3 protein-coding genes and 1 pseudogene are annotated in these 3,914 nt (G+C 74.3%); 2 read left to right on the top strand and 2 right to left on the bottom strand.

Features of this window, described 5'->3' with window-relative positions; translation table 11 throughout:
- Positions 1–312, bottom strand: a pseudogene (locus IE321_RS40965) (hypothetical protein); the annotation flags it as partial.
- Positions 313–492: 180 nt separating this feature from the next.
- Between IE321_RS40965 and IE321_RS40960 the strand changes: the two are divergent.
- Entirely contained in the window at positions 493–2,223 is a 1,731-nt protein-coding gene (locus IE321_RS40960; RefSeq protein WP_190226701.1) for a thiamine pyrophosphate-dependent enzyme, read from the top strand.
- 104 nt (positions 2,224–2,327) lie between these two features.
- The gene (locus IE321_RS40955; protein WP_079021822.1) at positions 2,328–2,501 is read left to right on the top strand and encodes a CsbD family protein; all 174 of its coding nucleotides are present in this window, start codon (positions 2,328–2,330) and stop codon (positions 2,499–2,501) included.
- A 148-nt stretch (positions 2,502–2,649) separates the two neighbouring features.
- Here the strand turns inward: IE321_RS40955 and IE321_RS40950 are convergent, their stop codons facing one another.
- A complete protein-coding gene (locus tag IE321_RS40950; RefSeq protein WP_229916845.1) occupies positions 2,650–3,225 on the bottom strand; it encodes a DUF6328 family protein in 576 nt (191 codons plus the stop codon).
- Between the last annotated feature and the right edge of the window lie 689 nt (positions 3,226–3,914).

Here is a 3,914-nt window from a genome sequence, read left to right as displayed (position 1 = left end):
TCCGGACCGGCGCCCCAGGGCGTACGCGAGGCCGAGGGCCGCCGCCGTACCGGCGGCCGCGCCCCCGGCCGGCGCCTTGTGGGACCGCACGGCCGTCCACAGCCTGTCACCGGCGCCCCGGGCCGCCCGCGCGGCTGTGCGGGCATGCTCGGCGAACGGGGCGGGGAACAGGTGCGGCTCCCCCATGCCCGTCGGCTCGTACAGCTCCCCCAGGTCGGGGTCGGCCACCTGTGAGGGGGCGGGGTAGTCCGGTACGGCGTACGGGCCGGGCCGGGGGAACGGGTTCTGTTCGCTCTTCTCCGAGGCACTCATGGGAGGTCGTCTCGCCGCCCGCGCCCGCACTAAACCTGCCGTGTCGCCCCGGCCCGGAGGCATCCGGTCCGCTGCCCGCATCGGTCCCGGTTTCACGGGCAGGCGGCTGAAGGACAGCTCATCCGGACCGGTCCGGCCTCGGGCGCACCGGTCGACGTCCTTCGTGAAAGGAGCCCTCTCATGCCCCGTACCGTCGCCCAGGTGATCGTCGACGGTCTCGCGGATCTCGGCGTCGACAACGTCTTCGGCGTGGTCGGCGACGCGCTCAACCCGCTCACCGACGCCATCCGGACCACCGACGGGATCGACTGGACCGGCTTCCGCCACGAGGAGGCCGCGGCCTTCGCCGCCGGGGCGCGGGCCCAGCTGTCGGGCGGCCTCGCCGTCTGCATGGGCACCGTGGGCCCGGGCTCGGTGCACCTGCTCAACGGGCTGTACGACGCGGCCAAGAGCGGGGCGCCGGTCCTGGCGATCTGCGGACAGGTCCCGCTGTCGGAGGTCGGCGGGGACTACTTCCAGGAGGTGGACAACGACCTCCTCTTCCGGGACGTGGCCGTGTACCGGGCCACCGTGACCTCGCCCGCCCAGATGCCCCGGCTGCTGGAGTCGGCGGTGCACACGGCCGTGACCCGGCGGGTCGTGGCCGTGCTGACCGTCCCCGGGGACCTCGGCGACCAGGAGGTCGAGGAGGACCGGCCGCCGCGGTTCGCACTGCCCCGCCCCGCCGTCACCCGCACCGCCGACCCGGCGCTCGCCGCGGCGGCCGAGGCGATCGGCCGGGGGTCCCGGGTGACCCTCCTGGTGGGACGCGGCGCCCGGGAGGCCCGCCAGGAGGCGCTGCGCGCCGCCGAGCTCCTCTCGGCGCCGATGGTCCTGACCCTGAAGGGCAAGGAGGGCTTCGAGGAGGAGAACCCGTACGAGGTCGGCCAGACGGGACTGATCGGGAATCCGGCCGCGGCCCACGCCATGGACACCTGCGACACCCTGATCATGCTGGGCACGGACTTCCCCTACCGGGACTGGTACCCGGAGGACTGCCGCGTCGTGCAGATCGACACGCGGGAGGAGCACCTCGGCCGCCGCGTCCCGGTGGACGTGGGCCTCGCCGGGGACGTGGGAGCGACGCTGCGGGCGCTGCTGCCGCTTCTGGCCCCCGTCCCGTCGCGGTCCCACCTCGACGAGGCCCGCGAGCGGTTCACGCGCTGGCAGGAGAGCCAGGCCGGCCTCGCGGACCCCGCGCACGACAGGCACCTGCTGGGACGGGTGCGGGCGATGTTCGACAACCGGGCGGAGGAGATCCGCCCCGAGGCCCTCGCGGCCGCGGTCGACCGGCACGCGGCCGACGACGCGATCTTCACCTCCGACACCGGGATGGCCACGGTGTGGCTGTCGCGGTTCGTGAGGATGCGCGGCACCCGCCGGCTGCTCGGCTCGTACAACCTCGGCTCCATGGCCAACGCCATGCCCCAGGCCATCGGGGCCCAGCTGTGGGCACCGGACCGCCAGGTGGTGGCCTTCTGCGGCGACGGCGGGCTCGGCATGCTGCTGGGCGACCTGATGACCATCCGCTCCGCCCGGCTGCCCGTGAAGCTCGTCGTCTTCGACAACCGCCGTCTCGGCATGGTCAAGCTGGAGCAGGAACAGGCCGGGCTCCCCGAGTTCGGCACGGTCCTCGACAACCCCGACTTCGCCGCGGTGGCCGAAGCGCTCGGGCTGACCGGCATCCGCGTCACCGCCCCGGGCGAGCTGGACGAGGCCGTGCGCAAGGCGCTCGCCCTTCCCGGTCCGGTGCTCCTGGACGTGGTGACCAACCCGGCGGAGGTCGCCGTGCCGGGCAAACCGACGGTGTCGCAGGGCTGGGGCTTCGCCATCGCCAAGATCAAGGAGAACCTCCCGTCGGGTGCCGGCTGAGCGGCCCGCCGCCGTGACCCGTGCCGGTTTGTTCCCGCCGATACCGGTCATGCGTCCCCTGTCAGATGTTCCGCATGTGCCCCGTGGAGAAGGAGTGGGTTTCCGTGTCCGGTGAGCAGAAGATGAAGGCCAAGGCCGAGCAGGCGAAGGGCAAGGCCAAGGAAGCGGTCGGCCGGATGACCGGTGACGAGCGTCTGGAGGCGGAGGGCCGGGCCGAGCAGGCCAAGGGCGACGCCCGGGGCGCCAAGGAGAAGGCGAAGGACGTCTTCAAGCACTGACCCGGCCCGAGCCGGCGGACGACGGACCTCGTCCGGCACGGAGGGGCGGCCCACCATCCGGTGGGCCGCCCCTCCGTCGTGCGGGTGCGGAAGCGGACCGTCGTGCGGGTACGGGCGGAGGGCGGGCCCCGTCCGTACCCGCGGGGGATCAGTCCCCGTCGCTGTAGCGCGCGCGGACCCACAGGGGCAGGGCGAACCAGCAGACCAGGTACCAGGCGAGGACGCCGGAGACCAGCCAGGGCACGTAGGGGTCGTGCGTCGCCACCCTCAGGATGAGGAAGAGGGCGGAGGTCAGCGTGGCGAGGAGGAGCAGGATGCCGGTGAAGGTGAGCCGGGAGGCCCAGACCACGGCATGGGGCTTGACCCGCTTCCCCGACACGATCCGGTGGAAGGAGACGGGGCCGATCAGCGCGCCCGTCGCCAGCGAGCCCAGGACGACCGTGACGAGGTAGATCGTCCGGTCGGTCTGCTCCAGCTCGTGGAAGAGCGGGGTGAAGACCACCGTGAGGAGGAATCCGAGGAGGATCTGGACGCCGGTCTGGGCAACCCGGATCTCCTGGAGGAGTTCCTGCCAGCGTCGGTCCGCACGCTCCTCCTCCGTCTCGCCCCGCCCGTCCGCACCGGCGCCGGATCCGCCGCCGTCGCTCCGCACGCCCCCCTCCGTGTTCCGCTCGTCCTGCTCGCGTCGTCCGTCCTTCGGCGTGCCGCCGTTCCGTTCGTCCATGAAAGATCCTCCTCCGAGACATGGGCCAGGAACGAACCCCGTACCGCCCCGGTCCGGCGGTGCTTCGCCCATCATCGGCAGCGGGTGCCTCGCGGGCACCGCGCCACGGGGTTCGGCGGATGTGGGAACGCGCCCCGGACACGGCAGGCGGAGGGCCCCGGGAAGAACCGGGGCCCTCCGTCCCGCGCGCCGAGGCGCAGCGTCAGGCACCGCCGGACCGGCCGGCCCGGCCACGGGGCGGGGCCACCGAGCCCTCGCTCCGGCCCGTCCCGCCCGCACGGCGCGCCGGGGGGCGCGGTGGGAGCGTGCGTGCGGCTCCCGCCGCTCCCGCCCGGGGCGCTGGGGTCCTCGGACGGGACCGCTGACTCCGGCCACCGCGAGGGCGGCGTCGCCGGAGGGTGGAGCGGACGGCGGAGGGCGGAGCGGACGGGAACTCCGGTCGGGTTCTCCGTGTCCACCCTCCTGGGGGTGGTGCCGACCGACCGCGCGTCACTTTTCTTCCGGTGCCTTTCGGTTCGCCTTGCCGCTCTTCCGGCCGTCAAACCCGCGGAGTCCGGATGCCGGGCCCGGCGTCGTCCCCGCACGCGTGGCCCGCGGGGCCGGCGGTCGTCCGGCCACCGGCCCCGGGGGCAGACGACCGCCCCGCCCGGAAGGGGAGCCCGGGCGGGGCGGTCGTGGGGCCGTCAGGC

The sequence above is a fragment of the Streptomyces hydrogenans genome (assembly GCF_014656075.1).
GTDB lineage: Bacteria > Actinomycetota > Actinomycetes > Streptomycetales > Streptomycetaceae > Streptomyces > Streptomyces hydrogenans.
The sequence above is the reverse complement of the archived record's forward strand: the minus strand, read 5'-3'. Positions and strand labels throughout refer to the sequence as shown.